Source organism: Streptomyces alboflavus (genome assembly GCF_000716675.1).
GTDB lineage: Bacteria > Actinomycetota > Actinomycetes > Streptomycetales > Streptomycetaceae > Streptomyces > Streptomyces alboflavus.
Map to the genome: position 1 here is coordinate 1 of NZ_JNXT01000059.1, position 21757 is coordinate 21757.

The 21757-nt window shown below is 71.7% G+C and carries 17 protein-coding genes and 1 riboswitch; of the genes, 8 read left to right on the forward strand and 9 right to left on the reverse strand.

Features of this window, described 5'->3' with window-relative positions:
* Window positions 1-2111 (reverse strand): GNAT family N-acetyltransferase (locus tag OO63_RS33010; RefSeq protein ID WP_107405975.1); only part of this gene is annotated, 2111 nt, incomplete at its 3' end.
* A 179-nt stretch (window positions 2112-2290) separates the two neighbouring features.
* Between OO63_RS33010 and OO63_RS33015 the strand changes: the two genes are divergently transcribed.
* The gene (locus OO63_RS33015) at window positions 2291-2572 is read left to right on the forward strand and encodes an HPr family phosphocarrier protein (protein WP_030357341.1); all 282 of its coding nucleotides are present in this window, start codon (window positions 2291-2293) and stop codon (window positions 2570-2572) included.
* Between the two features lie 312 nt (window positions 2573-2884).
* On the opposite strand, the gene OO63_RS33020 is transcribed toward OO63_RS33015, so the two are convergent.
* From OO63_RS33020 to OO63_RS33035, 4 genes are all read right to left on the reverse strand, one after another.
* Window positions 2885-3571 carry a GntR family transcriptional regulator gene (locus OO63_RS33020; RefSeq protein WP_030357342.1) on the reverse strand — a complete coding sequence of 229 codons (687 nt, stop codon included), beginning with the start codon at window positions 3569-3571 and terminating at the stop codon, window positions 2885-2887.
* A 246-nt stretch (window positions 3572-3817) separates the two neighbouring features.
* Window positions 3818-4645 (reverse strand): M23 family metallopeptidase, encoded by an 828-nt coding sequence (locus tag OO63_RS33025; protein ID WP_030357343.1) that lies wholly within the window; start codon window positions 4643-4645, stop codon window positions 3818-3820.
* A gap of 13 nt (window positions 4646-4658) precedes the next feature.
* Window positions 4659-4819, reverse strand: a riboswitch (cyclic di-AMP (ydaO/yuaA leader).
* A 262-nt stretch (window positions 4820-5081) separates the two neighbouring features.
* The gene (locus OO63_RS33030; RefSeq protein ID WP_030357344.1) at window positions 5082-6467 is read right to left on the reverse strand and encodes a M16 family metallopeptidase; all 1386 of its coding nucleotides are present in this window, start codon (window positions 6465-6467) and stop codon (window positions 5082-5084) included.
* Entirely contained in the window at window positions 6464-7804 is a 1341-nt protein-coding gene (locus OO63_RS33035) for a M16 family metallopeptidase (RefSeq protein WP_193560840.1), read from the reverse strand. Before OO63_RS33035 ends, OO63_RS33030 begins: the two co-directional genes overlap by 4 nt.
* Before the next feature lie 377 nt (window positions 7805-8181).
* On the opposite strand from OO63_RS33035, the gene OO63_RS33040 reads away from it, so the two are divergent.
* On the forward strand, window positions 8182-10635 hold the full coding sequence (locus OO63_RS33040; RefSeq protein ID WP_030357346.1) for a DNA gyrase/topoisomerase IV subunit A: 2454 nt from the start codon (window positions 8182-8184) through the stop codon (window positions 10633-10635).
* Here the strand turns inward: OO63_RS33040 and OO63_RS33045 are convergent, their stop codons facing one another.
* Entirely contained in the window at window positions 10636-11823 is a 1188-nt protein-coding gene (locus OO63_RS33045; protein WP_051811410.1) for a CobW family GTP-binding protein, read from the reverse strand.
* A 346-nt stretch (window positions 11824-12169) separates the two neighbouring features.
* On the opposite strand from OO63_RS33045, the gene OO63_RS33050 reads away from it, so the two are divergent.
* Together OO63_RS33050 and OO63_RS33055 are read left to right on the forward strand one after the other, a co-directional pair.
* Window positions 12170-12718, forward strand: coding sequence for a DUF6082 family protein (locus tag OO63_RS33050; protein ID WP_030357348.1), 549 nt, complete (start codon window positions 12170-12172; stop codon window positions 12716-12718).
* A 258-nt stretch (window positions 12719-12976) separates the two neighbouring features.
* On the forward strand, window positions 12977-13213 hold the full coding sequence (locus tag OO63_RS33055) for a hypothetical protein (protein ID WP_030357349.1): 237 nt from the start codon (window positions 12977-12979) through the stop codon (window positions 13211-13213).
* A gap of 224 nt (window positions 13214-13437) precedes the next feature.
* Here OO63_RS33055 and OO63_RS33060 read toward each other — a convergent pair whose 3' ends face one another.
* Window positions 13438-14625 (reverse strand): citrate synthase/methylcitrate synthase, encoded by a 1188-nt coding sequence (locus tag OO63_RS33060; protein ID WP_030357350.1) that lies wholly within the window; start codon window positions 14623-14625, stop codon window positions 13438-13440.
* A gap of 120 nt (window positions 14626-14745) precedes the next feature.
* On the opposite strand from OO63_RS33060, the gene OO63_RS33065 reads away from it, so the two are divergent.
* From OO63_RS33065 to OO63_RS33080, 4 genes are all read left to right on the forward strand, one after another.
* On the forward strand, window positions 14746-16074 hold the full coding sequence (locus OO63_RS33065) for a citrate synthase (protein WP_234311084.1): 1329 nt from the start codon (window positions 14746-14748) through the stop codon (window positions 16072-16074).
* A gap of 36 nt (window positions 16075-16110) precedes the next feature.
* A complete protein-coding gene (locus OO63_RS33070) occupies window positions 16111-17016 on the forward strand; it encodes a ferredoxin family protein (protein WP_030357352.1) in 906 nt (301 codons plus the stop codon).
* A 213-nt stretch (window positions 17017-17229) separates the two neighbouring features.
* Entirely contained in the window at window positions 17230-18900 is a 1671-nt protein-coding gene (locus OO63_RS33075; RefSeq protein ID WP_030357353.1) for a sensor histidine kinase, read from the forward strand.
* Window positions 18897-19574: a response regulator gene (locus OO63_RS33080; RefSeq protein ID WP_030357354.1), complete on the forward strand. Its 678-nt coding sequence runs from the start codon at window positions 18897-18899 to the stop codon at window positions 19572-19574. The genes OO63_RS33075 and OO63_RS33080 overlap by 4 nt, the downstream gene beginning before the upstream one ends.
* A gap of 9 nt (window positions 19575-19583) precedes the next feature.
* Here the strand turns inward: OO63_RS33080 and OO63_RS33085 are convergent, their stop codons facing one another.
* Together OO63_RS33085 and OO63_RS33090 are read right to left on the reverse strand one after the other, a co-directional pair.
* The gene (locus tag OO63_RS33085) at window positions 19584-21176 is read right to left on the reverse strand and encodes a solute symporter family protein (RefSeq protein WP_030357355.1); all 1593 of its coding nucleotides are present in this window, start codon (window positions 21174-21176) and stop codon (window positions 19584-19586) included.
* Window positions 21173-21673: a DUF485 domain-containing protein gene (locus OO63_RS33090; protein WP_030357356.1), complete on the reverse strand. Its 501-nt coding sequence runs from the start codon at window positions 21671-21673 to the stop codon at window positions 21173-21175. Before OO63_RS33090 ends, OO63_RS33085 begins: the two co-directional genes overlap by 4 nt.
* Window positions 21674-21757: the final 84 nt, after the last annotated feature.

Here is a 21757-nt window from a genome sequence, read left to right on the forward strand (position 1 = left end):
CGGTGGTGGGGCGGGGGGTCGGTCCGGGGGGTGGGGGCCGGTGGTTCCGCCGGGGGTGTCGCTGCCGTCTGGCCCGTCTGGCCCACCTGGCCCGCCTGGTCCGCCTGGCCCGCCTGGTCCGCCTGGCCCACCTGGTCAACCTGGTCAACCTGGTCAACCTGGTCAACCTGGTCCACGATCGCCGCCGCCCGCGGCCCCGTGCTCGCCGCCGCCGACAGCGCCTCCGCCAGGCCGCCCAGCTCCACGTGGACGACCGTGACCGGCTTCGTGGGGCAGCTCGCGGCGGCGGCGCGCAGGGCCGCCGCCAGGGACTTGTCCTCGCCCTGGCGGGTGGACTCGCCGAGGGACGGGATGACGGTGACGACGACGGCGTCGGAGCCCTCGTCGGCCAGGGCGGCGGCGAGCGCGGTGCGGAAGTCGTCCGGGGACGCGGCGGTCGTCAGGTCGAGGGGCGGCAGGGGGCGCAGGCCCTCGGCGACGCAGGCGTCGTACGTGAGCAGGCCGAGCGACTCGGAGTTGCCGAGGATGGCGACGCGGGGTCCGGCGGGCAGCGGCTGCCCGGCGAGGAGCAGTCCGGCGTCGACGAGTTCGGTGACGGTGTCCACGCGGATCACCCCGGCCTGCCGGAGCAGCGCGGAGACGGTGGCGTGCGGGAGGCGGGTGGCGGCGCTCGCGTGGCCGGTCGGCGCGATGCCGCTGTGCCGGGCGCCCTGGACGACGACGAGGGGCTTCACGGCGGCGGTGCGGCGGGCGAGGCGGGTGAACTTGCGGGGGTTGCCGATGGATTCGAGGTACATCAGGGCGACGTCGGTGTCCGGGTCGTCGTACCAGTACTGGAGTACGTCGTTGCCGGAGACGTCCGCGCGGTTGCCGGTGCTGACGCACGTGGACAGGCCCCACAGGCCCGAGCCGCGGCGGTGCAGCCGGGACAGGAGGGCGATGCCGATGGCGCCCGACTGGGTGAACAGGCCGAGGCGTCCGGCGGGCGGCAGTTCCGGCGCCAGGGAGGCGTTGAGGCGGGTCTCCGGAGAGGTGTTGATGACTCCGAAGGCGTTCGGTCCGATGATGCGCATCCCGTAGGAGCGTGCTTGACGGACGAGTTCACGCTGTCGTTCGCGTCCTTCGGGGCCACTCTCGGCGTATCCGGCGGAGATGACGACGAGCCCCTGGACGCCGTGTTCGCCGCAGTCGGCGACGGCCTGGGGGACACGTTCGGCGGGGACGGCGACGACGGCGAGGTCGACCGGTTCGGCGATGTCGCGCACGGAGCGGTGGGCGGGCACCCCGTCGATGTCGGTGGCCCCTTCGGGGAGTGCGCTGTTCACCGCGTACAGCCAGCCGGTGAACCCCGCTCCCAGGACGTTGCGCAGGACGCCGCGGCCGACGCCGTCCGGGGAGCGTCCCACGCCGATGACGGCGACGGATCCCGGCGCGAGCAGGCGCTGCACGGAGCGGGCCTCCGCGCGCTGTTCACGGGCGCGCTGGACGGCGAGGGAGCGGTCGGTGGGCTCCAGGTCCAGTTCCAGACGTACGACGCCGTCCTCGAAGCTGCGCTGCTGCTGATAACCGGCGTCCGTGAAGACCTTGACCATCTTGGTGTTGGCGGGCAGGACCTCGGCGGCGAAGCGGCGGATGCCGCGCTCGCGGGCGACGGCCGCGATGTGCTCCAGGAGCGCGGAGGCGACGCCGCGGCCCTGGTGGGCGTCCTGCACCAGGAAGGCGACCTCGGCCTCGTCGGCGGGCGCGGACGCGGGGCGGCCCTGGGCGTCGATGCGGTCGAAGCGGACCGTCGCGATGAACTCGCCGCCCACGGTGGCCGCGAGTCCCACGCGGTCCACGTGGTCGTGATGGGTGAAGCGGTGCACGTCCTTGGCGGACAGGCGGGGGTAGGGCGCGAAGAAGCGGTAGTACTTCGACTCGTCGGAGACCTGCTCGAAGAAGCTGACCAGGCGGTCCGCGTCGGCGGCGGTGATGGGCCTGATCCGGGCGGTGCCCCCGTCCCGCAGCACCACGTCGGCCTCCCAGTGGGAGGGGTAGGGGTGCCGGTCCGCCGCGGTGGGCTCGGCGCTGTCCGACGAGGTGTGCGCTGGGCCGTCCGCCGGGGTCTGCATGGGGCCAGGGTACGGGTCGCGCGGCCGCCCGGGCCGGGGCAGTGTAGGAGTGGTCGAAGGGCGGCCGGGTAGGGGACGTACGTCCGTGGCGGGTGGTGACGGACGTCCGGCAGGAGCATTCGGGTCGGCATGAGATAGTGGTCTAGACAAGTGTGAGACACCTGGAAGGGCAGCAACACATGGCTGAGCGCCGCGTCAACGTCGGCTGGGCCGAGGGCCTCCACGCCCGGCCCGCCTCCATCTTCGTCCGTGCGGCCACGGCCGCCGGCGTCCCCGTGACGATCGCCAAGGCCGGCGGCAACCCGGTCAACGCCGCCTCCATGCTCGGGGTGCTCGGTCTGGGTGCGCAGGGCGGCGAGGAGATCGTGCTCGCTTCGGACGCCGAGGGCGCGGACGCCGCCCTCGACCGCCTGGCGAAGCTGGTCGCCGAGGGGCTCGAGGAGCTTCCCGAGACCGTCTAGTGCGCCTGGCCTCTCCGTACGCGGAGAACGCCGCCCGGCACATACGCGAAGGGCCCGTCCTGATTCCAGGGCGGGCCCTTCGCGTATCCGGCGCGCATCTCATGACGCATGGGCACATCTCGTGACTCATATGGAGTCGCGCACCTGGCGATTGTCCGGCCAGGCGCCTCACGCACATTCGGCGCATATTCGGCACGCATTCGGCACGCATTCGGCATGCACTCGGCACGTATTCGACGCATATTCGAAGCCGAAACAGAGGCAGTGGAATGCCGCCCGCGAACATGTCTCTCTTTGTATACGGCGTCGCCGTTAATTCCGCGCGCTCACCGTGTTGACGGCATGTTGCGAATCCCTCACACGCCCGGCGCGGGGGCCGGTCCGCGGCCGGTGCGCGATGGTGGCCCGTTCGGCGTGCAGCACGGTGAGGGCGCGGGCCCGCTCCGCGTCGCCGCGGGCCACGGCGTCGACGACGGCGGCGCGCTCGGACCAGGTCTGCGCGGGGACGGCCTGGGGCTCCATGCCGTACATCCAGGCGATCTTGTGGCGGAGCTGGGTGAGCAGGGTGATCAGGCCGGGGCTCGACGAGGCCTGCGTGAGCGTCTCGTGGAACCAGCCGTCGAGCGAGCGGAGGTCCTCGGTGCCGCCGTGCCGGGAGCGCTCCTTGCCGAGCCGGACGAGCCCGCGCAGGACCTTCAGATGGGCTTCGGTGCGGCGCTGGGCGGCGCGGGCGGCCGCGAGGGGCTCCAGGAGCGCGCGGATCTCCAGGAGGTCGGCTGCGTCCTGCTCGGTGGGCTCGGCGACGCAGGCGCCCGCGTGCCTGCGGGTGACGACGAAGCCCTCGGCCTCGAGCGTGCGCAGGGCCTCGCGCACGGGGACGCGGGAGACGCCGTAGCGGCGGGCGAGCAGTTCCTCGGTGAGGCGCGTGCCGCGTTCGTAGACACCGGAGACGATGTCGTCCCGGATGGCCGTGCAAACCGAGTGCGCGGGAATGCGCATGACGGACCTCCGCTTTAATGCCCGCGAAACGCGTCGGTCGGCGCGTCGGCCGACGCGTCGAATGGCGCTCGTTCAACGACTCCATGGACCCTGCCGCCGTGAACTCTATTGCAGCGGGCCGGATTTTCCGACGGGAGACCGGAATCCATGGATATCTTTTGGCCAAAAGGGCCCGCATGCGCAGGAAAGCCCCGGCTCGGTCGAGCCGGGGCTTTCCTGCGTCCGGGAGGGTCCCGGCATCAGGATTCAGACGTTGACGCCGTGCGAGCGGAGGTACGCCACGGGGTCGATGTCGGAGCCGTAGTCCGCGCCGGTGCGGGCCTCGAAGTGCAGGTGCGGGCCGCTGGAGTTGCCGGTCGAGCCGGAGAGGCCGATCTGCTGGCTCGGGGTGACCGCCTGGCCGACCGTGACACTGAGGGACGACATGTGGCCGTACTGCGTGTACGTGCCGTCGTTGTGGCGGATCACGACGTTGTTGCCGTAGGCGCCGCCCCAGCCGGCCTCGACGACGGTGCCCGCGGCGACCGCCTGGACCTGGGTGCCGGACGCGGCGTGGAAGTCGACGCCGGTGTGGCTGCCGGAGGACCACATGGCGCCGCCGGTCTTGTAGCCGGTGGAGACGTAGCTGCCCTCGATCGGCGAGACGTAGGAGCCGAGGCGCTTGCGCTCGGCCTCGCGGGCGGCGCGCTCCTTGGCCTCGCGCTCCTTCTGGGCCTTCACCTTCGCGGCGGCCTCGGCCTTCCGCTTGGCCTCGGCGGCCTTGCGCTTGGCCTCGGCGGCATCGGCGCGGGCCTCGGCCTCGGCCTTCTTCTGGGCGGCGGCCTCGGCGGCGGCGTGCTTCTGGGCGGCGGCCTGGGCGTCGATCTCGCCGGCCAGGGAGTCGCCGACGGAGATGGACTGGGTGAGGCCGGTGTGCGCGTACTCCGCGGAGCTGCCTTCGGCGGCGAGGGCCGGCGCGGCCAGGCCCGAGATGACTCCGGTGGTGGTGAGCGCGGCGACGCCCGCGGCGCTTGCGGTCGTGCGCGTGATGCGGCTCGGACGGCGGTGCTTGCCGGTCGGGCGGGTGAACGCCATGAAGCGGCTGATCCTTTCCTTCCTTCTCGCCTACCGGGTTAGCTGACGGGTTCGGAGCAGGAAGGTCTCCTACGGGCTCCTCGCCTCGCGGCAAGGGGTCCGATTCACCCCAGGGACGTGTGGGTCCCCGGCTCCCCTGGCTCGCGCCGTACGGGGACTCGGCGATGGCTGTCCGGTGCCGCGGACGCGGCGTACTGCCTGACGGACAGCCGGACCGACGCTAAACGCCTCATCTTTCAATCGACAAACGAATCAGGCCGTTTGTAGCGCACGCCACAGACCAGACGAGCAACCTCCATGCCAATTCGGACATATGGCGGCATGCAGGGACCCCAGCGGCTTCCTGAGCCACTGGGGTCCCTGTGCTCACGAGAGGGTTGCTACCGCTATGTCCGGCTTTACGTCATCAGCGGCGCAGGTCCGTCCCGTCCGGCAATCAGCCGGTGACCACCGTCACTTCACCGATGCCGAGCGCCTTGACGGGCTCCTCGATCTGCGCGGCGTCGCCCACGAGGACCGTCACCAGACGGTCGTCCGGGAAGGCGCTCACGACGGCCGCGGTGGCCTCCACGGTGCCCGTCTGCGCCAACTGGCGGTACAGGTGGGCCTGGAAGTCGTCCGGCAGGTGCTGCTCGACCTGGTCGGCGAGGGTGGCGGCGACGGCCGCCGCGGTCTCGTACTTCAACGGGGCGACGCCGACCAGGTTCTGCACGGCGACGTCGCGCTCGGGGTCCGTCAGGCCCTCCGCGGCGAGCGTGCGCAGGACCTTCCACAGGTCGTCGAGGGCCGCGCCCGTGTTCGGGGTGTCCACGGAGCCGCTGATGGCGAGCATCGCGGCGCCCGTCCCGTCCGGGGCGGAGCGCAGGACCTGGGCGAAGGCGCGCACTCCGTAGGTGTAGCCCTTCTCCTCGCGCAGGACGCGGTCCAGGCGTGAGGTGAGGGTGCCGCCCAGGCAGTACGTGCCGAGGACCTGCGCGGACCACACGCGGTCGTGCCGGTCCGGGCCGACGCGGCCGATGAGCAGCTGCGTCTGGACGGCGCCGGGGCGGTCCACGATGACGACGCGGCCGCGGTCGTCGGCGGTCACCGGGGGCACCGGGCGCGGCTCGGCCGTTCCGCCGGTCCAGGCGCCGAGGGTGTCGGCGAGGACGGCGTCCAGGTCGATGCCGGTGAGGTCGCCGACCACCACGGCGGTGGCCGTCGCGGGGCGGACGTGCCTTTCGTAGAAGGCGCGTACGGCCGCCGAGTCGATCGCGGAGACCGTCTCCTCCGTGCCCTGGCGCGGGCGCGACATGCGCGAGGACGCCGGGAAGAGCTCCTTGGAGAGCTCCTTGGCGGCACGCCGCGCCGGGTTGGCGGCCTCGTGCGGGATCTCGTCCAGGCGGTTGCGGACCAGGCGCTCGACCTCGCTGTCGGCGAACGCGGGCGCGCGCAGGGCGTCGGCGAGCAGGCCGAGCGCCTTGGGCAGCCGGGAGACGGGCACCTCCAGGGAGACCCGGACGCCGGGGTGGTCCGCGTGCGCGTCGAGCGTGGCGCCGCAGCGGTCGAGCTCGGCGGCGAACTCCTCCGCGGAGTGCTTGTCGGTGCCTTCGGAGAAGGCCCTCGCCATGATCGTGGCGACGCCGTCGAGGCCCTTGGGCTCGGCGTCCAGGGGGGCGTCGAGGTGGACCTCCACGGCGACGAGCTGCTGGCCGGGGCGGTCGCAGCGCAGCACGGTGAGGCCGTTGCCGAGCGCGCCGCGCTCGGGGGCCGGGAAGGCCCAGGGCCTGGCCGTGCCCGCCTGGGGCTGCGGGTGGAACTGCATCGTTGCGGCCTCGGTCACTTCGCCGTCTCCTCGTCTTCCTCGTCGGCGGCGTCTTCGGGGGCGGTGGGTTCGTACACGAGCACCGCGCGGTTGTCGGGGCGCAGGCGGGCCTTGGCGACCTCCTGGACCTCGTCGGCGGTGATGTCGAGGACGCGCTGGACGGCGGTGAGGGCCAGCTGGGGGTCACCGAAAAGGACCGCGTACCGGCACAGTTCGTCCGCGCGGCCCGCGACCGTGCCGAGCCGGTCGAGCCACTCGCGCTCCAACTGGGCCTGGGCGCGCTCCATCTCCTCCGGAGTGGGGCCCTCCGCGGCGAACCGGGCCAGCTCCTCGTCGACGGCGGCCTCGATGACGGGGACCTCCACGTCGCCGGACGTCTTCACGTCGAGCCACCCGAGGGAGGGCGCCCCGGCGAGACGCAGCAGGCCGAATCCGGCGGTGACGGCGGTGCGGTCACGGCGCACGAGGCGGTTGTAGAGCCGCGAGGACTCGCCGCTGCCGAGGACCGTGAGCGCCAGGTCGGCCGCGTCGCTCGCGCGCGTGCCGTCCTCCGGGAGGCGGTAGGCGGCCATGAGGGCGCGCGCGGGGACCTCCTCCTCGACGACCTCACGCAGCTCCTTGCCGATGCGCTCGGGCAGCGAGCCGTCACGCGGGGGCTGCTTGCCGTCGTGCGAGGGGATGGAGCCGAAGTACTTCTCGACCCAGCGAAGCGTCTCCTCGGGGTCGATGTCGCCGACGACCGAGAGGACCGCGTTGTTCGGCGCGTAGTACGTACGGAAGAACTCCCGCGCGTCCTCGAGGGTGGCCGCGTCCAGGTCGGCCATGGAGCCGATGGGCGTGTGGTGGTACGGGTGGCCCTCGGGGTAGGAGAGGGCGGTCAGCTTCTCGAAGGCCGTGCCGTACGGAACGTTGTCGTAGCGCTGGCGGCGTTCGTTCTTGACGACGTCCCGCTGGTTCTCCATCGACTCCTCGTCGAGCGCCGACAGGAGCGAGCCCATGCGGTCGGCCTCCAGCCAGAGGGCGAGCTCCAGCTGGTGGGTCGGCATCGTCTCGAAGTAGTTGGTGCGCTCGAAGCTGGTGGTGCCGTTCAGCGAGCCGCCGGCGCCCTGCACCAGCTCGAAGTGGCCGTTGCCGTGCACCTGCTTCGAACCCTGGAACATCAGGTGCTCGAAGAGGTGAGCCAGGCCCGTACGGCCCTTGACCTCGTGGCGGGAACCGACGTCGTACCAGAGGCAGACTGCGGCGACCGGGGTCAGGTGGTCCTCGGAGAGCACCACGCGCAGGCCATTGGCCAGCCGGTGCTCGGTCGCTGTCAGGCCGCCGGAGCCGGCCTCGGCTGTGGCCGTGTGACCCATGGGCATGTACGTCCCTTCGATCGCGAAATCCTCGATAAGTGCTGGCAAGTCCTGCCACTGTAAGCAAGGCCTCGGACCCCTGGCGAAGTTCCCGCTCCGCCCTCGGCGTAGTCGGGTTTCGCCCTCGGCGTGATCCGCCGCGGCCGCGGGCGCCGTCGGCCGGGCGGGTGAGCGGTGGAGGCGGTGGGACGGGCGGGGCGCACGGTCGCTGCCGGGGGGCGCGGCGGGCGGGGCGCACGGTCGGTACAGGTGCGGCGCGCGGTTGACGCGCGCTCGGGGCCCGCCCACCACCGGGTCGTGGTCGGCGTTGTCAGTGGGACAGTCCACAATGGTCGGCGTCAGATCCCGCACTTGTTGGTGAAGGAGCCGCAGCAGCGATGGCCCGCCGCAGCACGAAGACCCCGCCGCCCGACGACTCGTTCGAGGAGAAGATCCTCGACATCGACGTCGTCGACGAGATGCAGGGCTCCTTCCTCGAGTACGCCTACTCCGTCATCTACTCCCGCGCCCTGCCCGACGCCCGGGACGGCCTGAAGCCGGTGCACCGCCGCATCGTCTACCAGATGAACGAGATGGGCCTGCGCCCCGAGCGCGGCTACGTCAAGTGCGCCCGTGTCGTCGGCGAGGTCATGGGCAAGCTGCACCCCCACGGCGACGCGTCGATCTACGACGCCCTGGTGCGCATGGCGCAGCCCTTCTCCATGCGCCTCCCGCTGGTCGACGGCCATGGCAACTTCGGCTCCCTGGGCAACGACGACCCGCCCGCGGCGATGCGGTACACCGAATGCCGCATGGCCGACGCGACCTCCTTGATGACGGAGTCCATCGACGAGAACACGGTCGACTTCGAGCCGAACTACGACGGCCAGGAGCAGGAGCCGGTCGCGCTGCCCGCGGCGTATCCGAACCTCCTGGTGAACGGCTCCTCCGGCATCGCCGTCGGCATGGCGACGAACATGCCGCCGCACAACCTGGGCGAGGTCATCGCCGCCGCCCGGCATCTGATCAAGCACCCGGGCGCCGACCTCGACACGCTGATGCGGTTCATCCCGGGCCCCGACCTGCCCACGGGCGGCCGCATCGTCGGCCTCGCGGGCATCAAGGACGCGTACGAATCGGGGCGCGGCACCTTCAAGATGCGCGCCACGGTCTCCGTGGAGGCGGTGACCGCGCGCCGCAAGGGTCTGGTCGTCACGGAACTGCCCTTCTCCGTGGGCCCCGAGAAGGTCATCTCCAAGATCAAGGACCTGGTCGGCTCGAAGAAGCTGCAGGGCATCGCCGACGTCAAGGACCTCACCGACCGCCAGCACGGCCTGCGCCTGGTCATCGAGATCAAGAACGGCTTCGTCCCGGAGGCCGTCCTGGAGCAGCTGTACAAACTGACGCCGATGGAGGAGTCCTTCGGCATCAACAACGTCGCCCTGGTCGACGGCCAGCCGCTCACGCTCGGCCTCAAGGAGCTCCTCGAGGTCTATCTCGACCACCGCTTCAACGTCGTGCGGCGCCGCAGCGAGTTCCGCCGCGGCAAGAAGCAGGCCCGGCTGCACCTGGTGGAGGGCCTGCTCGTCGCCCTCCTGGACATCGACGAGGTCATCCGCCTCATCCGCTCCAGTGAGAACTCCGCGCAGGCCAAGGAGCGCCTGATGGAGCACTTCTCGCTGAGCGAGGTCCAGACGCAGTACATCCTGGACACGCCGCTGCGCCGCCTCACCAAGTACGACCGCATCGAGCTGGAGTCCGAGCGCGACAAGCTGAAGGCGGAGATCGAGGAGCTGACGCGGATCCTGGAGTCCGACGCGGAGCTGCGCAAGCTGGTCTCCTCGGAACTGGCCGCCGTGGCCAAGAAGTTCGGCACGGACCGGCGCACGGTGCTCCTGGAGTCGGCGGGCGCACCCGCGGCCGCGGTGCCGCTGCAGGTGGCGGACGACCCGTGCCGGGTGCTCCTGTCGTCGACAGGCCTGCTCGCGCGCACGGCCAACGGCGAGCCCTTCGGGGAGAGCGACGGCAAGCGCGTCAAGCACGACGTGATCGTCTCCGCGGTGCCCGCGACGGCGCGCGGCGAGGTGGGCGCGGTGACGTCCGAGGGGCGACTCCTTCGGCTCTCCGTAGTGGACCTTCCTCAGCTCCCGGACACGGCTTCGGCACCCAACCTCTCCGGAGGGGCGCCGGTCGCGGAGCTGCTCTCCCTGGAGGGCGACGAGAAGCTGATCTGCCTGATGACGCTGGACGAGTCCTCGCCGGGCCTGGCGCTCGGCACCGAACAGGGCGTCGTCAAGCGCGTGGTGCCCGACTATCCGGCCAACAAGGACGAGCTGGAGGTCATCACCCTCAAGGACGGCGACCGCATCGTCGGCGCGGCCGAGCTGCGCACGGGCGAGGAGGACCTGGTCTTCATCACGGACGACGCGCAGCTGCTGCGCTATCCGGCGGGGCAGGTCCGCCCGCAGGGCCGTCCGGCGGGCGGCATGGCGGGCATCAAGCTTGCCGACGGCGCGAAGGTGCTTTCCTTCACGGCGGTCGACCCGGCGGCGGACGCCGTGGTGTTCACGGTCGCGGGCTCGCGCGGCACGCTCGACGACTCGGTGCACACGACGGCCAAGGTCACGCCGTTCGACCAGTATCCGCGCAAGGGCCGTGCCACGGGCGGCGTGCGCTGCCAGCGGCTCCTGAAGGGCGAGGACTGCCTGAGCTTCGCCTGGGCGGGCCCGACGCCGCCGCGCGCGGCCCAGCGCAACGGCCTTCCGGCGGAGCTGCCGGAGGTCGACCCGCGCCGGGACGGCTCCGGGGTGTCGCTGGCGAAGTCGGTGGCGGCGGTGGCGGGGCCGGCGTAGTCAGTCGTCGGGGCCGGAATCGTCCGGGCCGGGGGCGGAGGCCGCGTCCGAGCCCGGCCCCGAGACCGGCTCCCCCTCCGGCTCCTGTACGTAGCGCAGGACGCCCCACATGCCGAACTCATCGGTGTGCGGGGCGTCCTCGTCGTTCTCCCGGCACAGCGTCAGCTCCCCGTCCAGGGCCGCGACGTCTATGCCGGAGCCGATGAGGACGAGCTGGGTGAGGCGCTTCTCGCCGGGCTCCCACGGCTCGGGGTAGAACCGCAGGAAGCGCCCCACGGCGTGCACCGCGTACCGGTTGCGGGCGTCGGCGGCGCCGAAGTCGACGTACCCCTTGATGCGGTACAGCCCCTCGGGCCTGCTGTCGAGGAACGCCATCAGCCGGCGCGGGTTGAGGGGCGCTTCCGAGGTGAAGGCGAGGCTTTCGTAGCCGGCGTGCAGGTGGTGGTGGGCGGGGTCGTCACACCCGCAGGCGGCGTGGCCCTCGGCATCGGGCCGCCCGGAGCCGGGCCTCTCCCCCTCCGGCAGGTCGGCCTGTTCGCCGTGGTCGTGCAGGTCGTCGAAGGACAGCTGCCCGACGCGTTCCCCCACGGGCTTGCGGTCGAGCAGGAGCGCCACGTCGACGCGCCCGTACGAGGCGGTGACGACGGCCGCGCGGTCGGTGAGGCGGTGCACCTCGGCGAGGATGCGCTCCCGCTCGGCGTCACTGACCCGGTCGGCCTTGTTGACGACGACGAGGTCGGCGATGCCCAGGTGCCGGTCGACCTCCGGATGCCGCTGCCTGGTGGCGTCGAACTCGGCGGCGTCGACGACCTCCACGAGACCGCCGTACACGATGTTCGGGTTCTCGCTGGCCAGCACCATCCGCATCAGCTCCTGCGGCTCGGCGAGCCCGCTGGCCTCGATGACGATGACGTCGATACGGGCGGCCGGTCCGGCAAGCCGCTCCAGATACTCGTCCAGCTCGCTGGCGTCCACGGCGCAGCACAGGCAGCCGTTGCCGAGGGAGACGGTCGAGTCGCCGAGCGCCCCGGCGACGGCCATGGCGTCGATCTCGATGGAGCCGAAGTCGTTCACAATGGCCCCGATCCGACTGCCTCCACTGCGATGCAGCAGATGGTTCAGGAGTGTCGTCTTCCCGGAGCCCAAAAAGCCGGTGAGGACGACAACCGGAATCTGCTGCTCACGCACGTGCGGCCCCTCGCGTCAACTCTCATCAAGGTGGATCAAGTCTCTCAAGATGTGTACACATCGCGGGCGACGAAGCTGTACGACGATTGAAGACCGCTCCAGGATATGTGCGCGTAGACGCGCCGGTTGGTGAACGATTGTTAGCGGCGCTCGCGGGGCACACATTGGGCACGGCGCACGGGAAGAGAGCACAGCTTCCCTCCGTGCGCCCTCCTCTCCGCCTCCCGCCCGATCAGAGCCGCTCGGCACCCTGGGAGACGGCAAGCGCCGCCCATCGCTCGCCGGTCCGCACTCTGCCGCCCCGCACCCGACGACCGGCGTACGGTCGCCTGATTCGGGGGTTGACATGACCACACGGAAAATCGGCACAGGGGGGCTCTGCTCCGCGGCCGGAGCGGGACTCGCCCTCGCGGCCGGATGCCTCGCACTCCTGGCCGCCCAGCAGCGCACATACGCAGAGCTCCGCGCGCGGGCGGACCGGGCGGAGCGCGCCGAGTGGCGGCGCGCCATGATGGCCGAACAGCAGGAACTCCAGCTCTATCTGCTCCGGAAGGCCATCGAGGACCCCGATCTCGCGGCGGTCTACAGCGTCGCGGAGGCCGATTCACCCACGCAGCGGCGTCAGTTCCTGTTCGCCAACGCGCTCTACACGAACGCGGTGCTCGCCTATCGCAGTGGCGTCGTCACCTGGGAGGAACTCCACGGCCACCTGCGATGGATCGCCACCAACCCGGTGTTCCGCCAGTACTGGCACGCCACCCGCCATCAGCGCGCCAGCCTGAAGGACTCCTCGGACGAAGCCCGGGTGGGCCGGATGACGGACACACTCATCCGCGACCTGGACGAGGCCGACACCGACGAGTACTGGGTGGTGGGTGAACCCCCGCCGGAATAGGGCCGGTTGGAGCAGCCCGAGTTCGGGGCGGGATAAGGAACGGCTAACCTGTCCCCGCCCGCCCCGTCGTCCACATCACGGGTGGCGGGCGCTGCGGCATGTCGACACCTCGGGGCGACGACCCTTCCTGCGTCCGAACCCCTCCCCTTGCGCCTCATCCGCATCACCCTTTTCACCCCATCCGCATCACCCTCCAGACCGACACTCCACTACCGCCCCCTACCCATGACCATTCACTCCTCAAGGACCGGGATCCACTTGAAGATCGTGCGCCGCATCGGTGCGTCACCACGGGAACGTGGCAGTCTCGCCGGCGACACCTGCCCCGACATCTTCGAACTCAGCAGCGGCGACTTCGCCGTCATCGGGACGGAAGCAACAGCGGCGCTCGACGGCGAGCTTCCCCCTGACGCCGCCCGCGCCCCTCACGAGCGCATCGTGATCGTCAGCCGCGAGACACTCCTCCGCGCGAAGGCCGACATCCCCAACAGCTGATCCCGCCGCGTGGAGTGACCGGCGCTCACCGCGCCCTCTCCGTCGAGGTCCTCCGGCCACCCCGTTGAGGCCGCCTCCGGATGACGAACTCCTCCGCTCGCCCCACCGACCTTGCGTGCAGTGAGGCCCGCGCCAGACCGGCACCGGGCCTCACTGCCGTCTCCCGGCCCGCGCCGGCCGCCTGAGACCGTCTCAGCCCCAGGCCGCCCCGGACCGGGGCCTCCTCAGAGTCCCGCCCCGTCCGGCGCGGGCACCGGAACCGGCGGCACCGGCCCCGCGTACCGCGCCGCAGGCCGAATGATCTTCGAGTCCTCCGCCTGCTCCAGGATGTTGGCGCTCCACCCGACCACACGCGCCGACGCGAACGTCGGCGTGAACATCTCGCGCGGCAACCCGCACAGCTCCATGACCACGCCGGCGTAGAACTCCACGTTCGTGTGGAGTTCGCGGCCCGGCTTGAGCTCCGCGAGGATCGCCTCGACCTGCCGCTCCACCTCGACGGCGAACGCGACCAGCTCCCCGCCGAACCCTCGTGCGATCCCGCGGAGCATCCGGGAACGCGGGTCCTCGGTGCGGTACACCGGGTGTCCGAAGCCCATGATGCGTTCACCCGCGAGGACCCGTTCACGGATCCACGGGTCGATGCGGTCGGGGGTGCCGATGGCGTCGAGCGTGTCCAGTGCTCGGCTCGGGGCGCCACCGTGGAGGGGCCCCGACAGCGCGCCGACGGCACCCACGAGACAGGCGGCCACATCCGCGCCGGTCGAGGCGATGACCCGGCCCGTGAACGTGGACGCGTTGAATCCATGGTCAATGGTGGAGATCAAGTATTGCTCGACCGCACGGGCCCGGTCGGCGTCCGGCTCTGAACCCGTGAGCATGTAGAGATAGTTGGCGGCGTACGGAAGGTCGTCACGCGGCTCGACCGGGTCGAGCCCCTGGCCAAGCCGGTACAGCGCGGTGAGCAGCGTCGGCACGACAGCGGACGCGGTGAGTGCGTCGGCGCGCCGCTGGTCACCGTCGATGTCGTACACCGGCCGGAAGCCCTTGGCGGCCCCGAACAGCGAAAGGGCCGAGCGCAGCCCGGCGAGCGGCCCCGACAGGGCGCTGGCCCTGGCGATGCCGGGCAGGGCCGCCCGCACCTCCTCGGGGAGGTGCCGCAGCGTGGCGGCCTGCTGGGCGAACGCGGCTCGCTGCGCGGCGTCCGGCAGCGAGCCGTGGAACATCAGGTGCCAGACGTCCTCGAAGCTGCGGGTCTGCGCGAGCTCCACGGCGGAGTACTGGCGGTAGTGGTAGAAGCCCTCGCGCCCCCGGACGTCACCGAGTTGGGTCTCGGTGACGACGACGCCCGCGAGACCGCGTGGGACCTCGACGGGAGCGGTGGGGGTGGCGGCGGAGCCATTGATCGGCATGTTGTTCCTCGACTTCCTCCCTGGACTTGATTCGACTGTCCATGCTTGACTGAAGCTCTGTCAATATTGATTGAATCAATATGACGATGCAGATGTCGGGACATGGATACGGTGACGCCCATGACGGATCAAGAAGCGGGTCACAGCGCAGTCACGCGCGCAGACCGCCGCCTCACCACCAAGGAAGCCGCGGAACTCCTCGGCGTGAAGCCGGAGACCGTGTACGCGTACGTGAGTCGCGGCCAACTCAGCAGCCGCCGCGGCCCCGGCGCACGGGGCAGCACCTTCGACCCCAAGGAGGTCGAGGCGCTGGCCCGCAGGAACCGGCGCGAACCCGCCGCGGCCTCCGGCGCCAACGAGCTCTCCGTACGCACCCGCATCACGCTGATCGAGAAGGACCGCTACTACTTCCGTGGCGTGGACGCGGCCGCGCTGGCCCTGCGCCACTCCTACGAAGAGGTCGCCGAGTGGCTGTGGACCGGCGTGCTGAAGCCCGGCATCCACTTCACGGCACCCCCGGAGCCGTCAGGCTCGGCCCGCCTGGCCGTGCGCGCGCTACCGGAGCACTGCGGCCCCACCGACCGCCTGCGCGTGGCGGCCATCGCCGCGGGAGCGTCCGACCCGCTCCGCTTCGACCTCTCCGAGGAAGCCGTCGTCGGCACGGCCCGCACCCTGATCCCGACACTCGTGGCCGCGCTTCCGCCCCTGCTCTCCGCCCACCGGGACGGCGGCCCACTCGCCGGACGCCTGTGGGGACGTCTCAGCCGCCACAAGCCCGACGACGCCTCCCTGCACGCCCTGGACACCGCGCTCGCGCTGCTCGTCGACCACGACCTGGCGGCATCCACGCTGGCGGTCCGCGTCGCGGCATCGGCACGCGCCCACCCGTACGCGGCCGTGTCGGCGGGGCTCGGCGTCCTGGAGGGCCCTCTGCACGGCGCTGCCAGCGGCCTCGCCCACCGCATGCTCCTGGAGGTCCTCGACCGCGGCACGGCGGCACCCGTCGTCGCGAACGAGCTGCGCGCGGGCCGCCGCGTCCCCGGCCTCGGCCACCGCGTCTACCAGGGCGAGGACCCCCGCGCGCAAGCCCTGTTCGGCCTCCTGGAGACCATGCCGAAAGCAGGCCCGGCCCTGGCGGCGGCCCGTGACGTGATCGCCACCACGGCCCGCCACACCGACCTGCACGCCAACGTCGACCTCCCGCTCGCCGTCCTCACGGCGTCGTCCGGCATGGCCGCGGAGGCGGGCGAGGCCGTCTTCGCCGTGGCGCGCACCGCCGGGTGGATCGCGCACGCCCTGGAGGAGTACGGCGAGCGGCCCATGCGGATGCGTCCCGTGGGGCAGTACGTCGGGCTGCGGCCGCCCCAGCCGCTGCCGGAGGCGCACGGCCCGTCCGGCACGTCCGATGTCCCCGGCGCGAGCGCCACGCCCGGCTCGCCCAGCAGGTGAAACAGGCTGGTCCGGGCGCGGGTTAGGCTCACCTCCGTGAGTACGTGCGCGACCGCCTCGCGGGATCTGGACGAACCTCTGGCGGGCACCGCGGCCACCGCCAGGACCTGGCTGCTCCTGGAACAGCCAGGACCCTGGGGCGCCAAGGCGCTCACAGCGAGCCACCTCGATCCGGACGTGGGACGCGCCCTGGAGCGGGCGGCCGAGTCGACCGGCGTGCGGGTCGCCCTCATCCGGCGCCCAGGGCGGCACGCCGACTGCCACACACCGGCGCGGCACCGCGTCTACGTAGCGCACACCGTCCCGGGCAACGCCTGGCTGCGCTCCCATGTGGTGGACGAACCACGGCAGTTGCTGGACCTGGACTTCGCGGCGCTCGGCGCCGGCGACCACGGGGGCTTCGGTTCACCGCACACGGGCGAGCCGCTGGCGCTCGTCTGCACGAACGGCAAGCGTGACCGCTGCTGCGCCCTGCTCGGCAGGCCGCTGGCCGGAGAACTGACCGCCTCCGGAGAGGAGGGCGTCTGGGAGATCACTCATCTGGGTGGTCATCGCTTCTCCCCCACGCTCCTCGTCCTGCCGCACGGCTATGCGTACGGCCGCACCGGGGCGCACGCCGTCAAGGAGATCCTGCAGGCGGTACGTGAGGACCGCGTCGTCACTGAAGGGTGCCGGGGCAACTCCGCCTGGGAACGCCCCGGACAGGCCGCCGAGCTTGCGGTGCGCACCGCCGCGCGGGAGGACGCGCTGGGCACGCTCAGCGTCGTGGGCACCACGGGTGGCGCTCCGCGCTGGGAGGTGACGGTCGCCCACACCGACGGGCGGCACTGGCGGGTCACCGTCGCGCAGGGCGCCTCGTTGCCGCCGCGCCCGGAGAGCTGCGGGGCGGCGCTGGGGTCGCCCGCGCGGATGGACGTGATGGCGGTGCGGGAGATCGTGTAGGGCCGCTCGGGCGGCGGGCTCCTGGCCGCGTGGAGCCGCCCGGACCGCCACCCTCCCGACAGCTCCGGAGAGGACGCTCCCGAAAGATCACGCAGGCCCGCTGGTCCAAGGGCTCTCGAAAGATCACGCAGGCCCACTGGTCGAAGGACTGCCGGGAGATCCACGCCACACTCCCTTCGGAGCAGGCCGCCCCTCGCCGTACCGTTCGTACACATGAGCCCGACTCCCCCTGCCCGACGTCTGCGCCTCGGCCTGCCGCGGCGCGTCTTCTCGCAGGTGCTGCTGATGCAGCTGGCGATCGCCGCCGGAGTGGCCGTGCTCGCCACCGGGCTCTTCCTGGCGCCGCTCAGCGACCAACTGGACGACCAGGCGATGCGCAGGGCCCTCGCCATCGCGCAGACGACGGCGGCGCAGCCCAGGATCGCCCAGGACCTGGCCTCCTCGCGTCCGGCGGCCGACGGGCCCGTGCAGGCCGCGGCGGAGCGGATCCGCAAGGCCAGCGGCGCCGAGTACGTCGTGATCATGAACAAGGAAGGTGTGCGCTGGTCGCACACGGACCGTGACGAGGTGGGCAGGGTCGTCTCGACGGACCCCAGCGACGCGCTGGCGGGCCGCCACGTCATGGAGATCGACAACGGCACGCTCGGCCGCTCCGCGCGCGGGAAGGTGCCATTGCGGGACACGAGCGGCACGATCGTGGGCGCTGTCTCCGTAGGCATCGAGTACGACAGCGTGCGCGCCCGGCTGATCCACACGATCCCGAGCCTGTTCGCGTACGCAGGCGGGGCGCTGGCCGTCGGCGCGCTCGCCGCCTATCTGATCTCGCGCAGGGTGCACCGCCAGACGCGTGACCTCGCGTTCTCCGACATCTCGGCGTTGCTCGCGGAGCGCGAGGCGATGCTGCACGGCATCCGCGAGGGTGTCGTCGCCCTGGACCGCGGCGGCAGGATCCGGCTGCTCAACGACGAGGCGCAGCGGCTCCTTGGGCTCGGTGCGGAGGCGATCGGTGAGTCCCTGGAGGCGGCGCTCGGCGAGGGCCGCACCACCGATGTCCTGTCGGGCCGCGTCTCCGGCACCGACCTCCTGACGGTACGCGGCCAGCGCGTCCTGGTCGCCAATCGCATGCCCACGGACGACGGCGGCGCCGTCGCGACCCTCCGCGACCGCACCGAACTGGAACAGCTCGGCCGGGAACTCGACTCCACGCGCGGCCTCATCGACGCCCTGCGCGCCCAGGACCACGAGCACGCCAACCGCATGCACACGCTGCTCGGCCTGCTCGAACTGGAGATGTACGAGGAGGCCGCGGAGTTCGTGGGCGAGGTGGCGGGCGCGCACCGGGTGACCGCCGAGCAGATCACCGAGAAGATCCACGATCCGCTGCTTTCGGCCCTGCTGGTCGGCAAGGCGACCGTCGCCGCGGAGCGCGGCGTGTCGCTCGCCGTCTCTGAGGACACCGCTCTGCCCGACCGGCTCGTCGACCCCGGTGGGCTCGTCACGATCGTCGGCAACCTCGTCGACAACGCGCTGGACGCGGCGGCGACCCTGCGGCCCGGGACTGCGGGCATCGGGCACGCGCGCGTGGAGGTCGCTCTGCGCACCGAGGGGCCGGAGGGGCGCACGATGGTGTTGCGGGTACGCGATTCGGGTCCCGGTGTGCCGGCGGAGCAGCGTGAGTCGGTGTTCACGGAGGGCTGGAGCACCAAGGAGCCGCCTGCGCACGGGAAGCGCGGTATCGGGCTCCCTCTGGTGCGCAGGCTCGCCGAGCGGCAGGGCGGCAGTGTGGCGGTGGGTGCGGCGCCAGGCGGTGGCGCCGAGTTCACGGTCGTCCTGCCTGAGGGACTCGCGGAGCTGCGGCCGGTGGCCACGGAGGAGGCACGATGATCGAGGTTCTGGTCGTGGACGACGACGTGCGCGTGGCGAACGTCAACGCGGCCTACGTGGAGAAGGTTCCGGGTTTCCGGGTGGCCGGGCGCGCGCACAGCGCCACCGAGGCCCTGCGCCTCGTCGAGGAGCTGCCGGTCGATCTGGTGCTGCTCGACCACTATCTGCCGGACGAGACGGGCCTGGCCGTGGTCCGCTCGCTGCGTGAGCGCGGCCACCAGACCGACGTGATCATGGTGACGGCGGCCCGTGACATCGCCACGGTCCAGGCCGCGATGCGTCATGGCGCGCTGCAGTACCTGGTCAAGCCCTTCTCGTACGCGGGGCTCCGCGCCAAGCTCGACGCGTACGCGACGCTGCGCCGCACTCTCGACGGCGGCGGCGAGGCGGAGCAGGCCGAGGTCGACCGCATCTTCGGTGCCCTCTCGGCCACACCGGCGCCGGAGCTGCCCAAGGGGCACTCTCCCACGACCGCGGAGCTGGTCCGCAGGGCCCTGATGGCGGCTGAAGGGCCGATCTCCGCCCAGGACCTCGCGGAGTCCACCGGGTTGAGCCGACAGACCGCACAGCGCTATCTGAAGCTCCTGGAGCGCACGGGCCGTGTACACCTGAGCCTGAAGTACGGCGACACGGGCCGCCCGGAGCACCGCTACGCCTGGTCGTCCTCCTTCTGACCTCCGACGCTACGCGGCGCCCGCTCCCGTCAGCGACCGCACTTCCGTCTCCGCGTGCTTGGCCTCGTCCGCCGGGTCCGACGAGGTGACCGTGCCGAACCATCCCGCGAGGAAGCCGAGCGGAATCGACACGAGCCCGGGGTTCTCCAGCGGGAAGTACTGGAAGTCCACGCCGGGGAACAGGGAGTTCGGGCTTCCGGAGACCACGGGCGACAACACCACGAGCACCAGTGAGGGCAGCAGCCCGCCGTAGACGGACCAGACGGCGCCCCGTGTGGTGAACTGCCGCCAGAACAGCGAGTAGAGCAGCACCGGAAGGTTCGCGGACGCCGCGACCGCGAAGGCCAGGCCGACGAGGAAGGCGACGTTGAGGTCGCGGGCGACCAGGCCGAGCCCGATCGCGACCGCGCCGATCCCCACCGCCGCGACCCGCGCCACCGCGACCTCGCTGCGCGGCTTGGCGTTCTTGCGCCGCAGCGAGGCATAGAGGTCGTGGGCCACGGACGCCGAGGAGGCGAGCGTGATCCCGGCGACCACGGCGAGGATCGTGGCGAAGGCGATGGCGGCCACGACCGCGAACAGAACCGTTCCGCCCGTGGAATCCGCACCGCCGCCCAGGTCGAGCGCGAGCAGCGGAACCGCCGTGTTCCCCGCCGCGTTCGAGCCCTTCACCGCGTCGGTCCCGACGATCGCCGCGGCACCGAAACCGAGCACGATCGTCATCAGGTAGAAGCTGCCGATGAGGCCGATGGACCAGATGACCGACCGACGGGCGGCCCGTGCGGTCGGCACGGTGTAGAAGCGCGACAGGATGTGCGGCAGTCCGGCGGTGCCGAGCACCAGCGCGAGGCCGAGGCTGATGAAGTCGAACCGCGACGTCCAGTCACCGCCGTACTTCAGCCCGGGCGCCAGGAACTGCCCGCCGTGCCCGCTGCGGTCGGCGGCCGTCCGCAGCAGTTGGTCGAAGTCGCCGTGGAAGCGCATCAGGACGAGCACGGTCAGTGCGATCGCCCCGGCCATGAGCAGGACCGCCTTGACGATCTGGATCCACGTGGTGGCCCGCATCCCTCCCATCGACACATAGATGACCATGAGCGCGCCGACACCGATCACCGTCCACGTCTGCGCCGCCTCGCTCGTCCCGCCCAGCAGCAACGCGACCAGTGAGCCCGCCCCCACCATCTGCGCCACCAGATAGAGAACGGACACGGTCACCGAGGAAGTTCCCGCGGCGATCCGCACCGGACGCTCCCGCATCCGCGCCGCCACCACGTCGGCGAGCGTGAACCGCCCGCAGTTCCGCACCAGTTCGGCCACCAGGAACAGCACGACGAGCCAGGCCACCAGGAAGCCCACCGAGTAGAGCAGCCCGTCGTAGCCGTAGAGCGCGATCAGCCCGGAAATGCCGAGGAACGAGGCCGCCGACATGTAGTCGCCCGCGATGGCAAAACCATTCTCCATGGGCGAGAACAGCCGACCTCCGGCATAGAACTCCTCCGCGGAGCCGTGCCGGTTGCGGCTCACATACGTCGTGATCCCCAGCGTGACGGCAACGAACGCCCCGAACAGGACCAGCGCCAGCGTCTGGTGATCCCCCGTCACCGCTCGGCCCCCTGGCGCAGTTCCTGCTCCCGCTTCTGCTCGAACACGACCCACCGCAGGTCGAGCGCCGCCTTGTCCCTGCGCAACCGGGCATGCCGTGCGTACGCCCACGTCAGCAGGAACGTTGAGGCGAACTGCGCGAGACCCGCGACCATCGCCACGTTCACCGCTCCGCTGACGGGGCGTGCCATCAGCTCCGGCGCCGCCGTCGCGGTCACGACGTACGCCACGTACCAGGTGAAGAAGGCGGCCACGGCGGGGATCACGAACCTTCGATACCGACGGCGCACCTCCTGGAAGGCCGCGCTCGCCTGCACCTCCAGATAGATGTCGGCGGCGCTCCGCTCCGGCGCGGCGGCCGGCGCCGGTACGGCGGGCGCCGTGGGTGCGCCGGTGCCGTCCAGCTCGCCCCATCCGGAGGCCAGCTCGTCGTACCACGGATCCTTCAGATCACCGGGCCGGACCCGCCCGGCGTCGCGGCCGTCGTGCTTCTCCACCGAACTCTCCTTGTCCGCGGCCTGATCCGGCCGCGTGCCCAAGGATGGGCAGATCGGGAAGATCCGTGACTCTTCTCTCCCCGC